This window comes from Nocardia sp. NPDC050630 (assembly GCF_044457245.1).
Taxonomy (GTDB): Bacteria; Actinomycetota; Actinomycetes; order Mycobacteriales; family Mycobacteriaceae; genus Nocardia.
Genome location: NZ_JBITGN010000073.1, coordinates 1 through 1,181, shown reverse-complemented (window position 1 = coordinate 1,181; position 1,181 = coordinate 1). Strand labels below are relative to the sequence as shown.

Annotated in this window: 1 protein-coding gene; it reads right to left on the bottom strand. The window is 66.0% G+C overall.

Going from position 1 to position 1,181, the window contains the following annotated elements; genetic code table 11:
• Window positions 1–1,100, bottom strand: a protein-coding gene (locus ACIBG0_RS42270) for an IS3 family transposase (RefSeq protein ID WP_397041305.1) whose coding sequence is annotated in 2 segments (ribosomal slippage) — window positions 1–833 and window positions 833–1,100 — 1,101 coding nt annotated over the 2 segments. Because the reading frame shifts where the segments join, the coding sequence is not laid out codon by codon here. This gene is flagged as partial in the annotation.
• Window positions 1,101–1,181: the final 81 nt, after the last annotated feature.

The window sequence follows — 1,181 nt, the reverse complement described above, 5'->3', positions numbered from 1 at the left end:
GGCAGCGTACTCGGCCGGGGTGAGATAGCCCAGCGCCGAATGCCGATGCCGCCGATTGTGTTCGAGCTTGAAGTCGCCGATCACCACCCGCGCCTCGAGCAGACTCGTCCAGTGATTGCGGTTGAGGCACTCCGACCGCAGTCGACGGTTGAACGACTCGATGAATCCGTTGTTCCACGGCGTGCCCGGCGGGATGTAGACGATCCCGACCCGATCACCGCAAAACTGTTGCAACGCAGCCGAAATCATCTCCGGACCGTTGTCCATCCGCAGCACCTTCGGCGGGCCGCCGCGCGCGGTGAACACTTTCTCCAGTTCGGCCACCAGTCTCTCGGCGGTGATCGACCGCTCCACCAGATGCAGCAGCGACTCGCGGGTGTGCTCGTCGATCATCGACGCGATCTTCACCGCCCGCCCGTCCACGGTGGAGTCGAACTGGAAATCCAACGCCCACACCACCTTTGGTGCGTCGGCGTCGACCGGTGACGCCGACGAGCACCCGGCCCGCTTGCGCGGCGAATGCTCGCGCACCTGCAAGCCTTCCTCGCGCCAGAGCCGGTGCACCTTCTTCTTGTTCACCTGCGAGCCCTCGTCGAACCGCAGCGCCGCCCACGCGCGGCGGAACCCATGGCCTTGATGTTTCGTGGCATAGCCGCGCAGCCAGGCCCGCAAACCAGCGTCGGGATCGGCTGGGGTCTGCGCGGCCGGGGTCCGCCGATACGTGGACCGATACAGCCCAACCACCTTGCACGCGAACCGTTCCGACACACTCATCACGTCCTTGAGCATGTCCACGGCGCGACGCTTGGCCGCTGGGCTCAGAATTTTCCCTTCGCGATCTCCCGCAGCGCGTCCTTCTCCAACTCCGCATCGGCCAGCAGCCGCTTGAGCCGGGCGTTCTGTTCCCGCAGCTCCTTGAGCTCTTTCGCCGCATCGGTGTCCACACCGCCGTACTGGCGGCGCCAGTTGTACATCGTCGCCGCCGAGATCCCCAGCTCCGCGGCGATCTCCTCCCCGGACCTACCCGCCGCCGCCAACTCGTCGGCACGGCGCAGCTTCCGCACGATCTCCTCCGCGGAATGCCGCTTGCGTCCAGCCATGTCGCTCATCGTCCCTTCCAGCCCTCACCAGGGCCAACAGGACTCTAATACCGAGCGGTCTCATTCACTGGGGACGGGCCA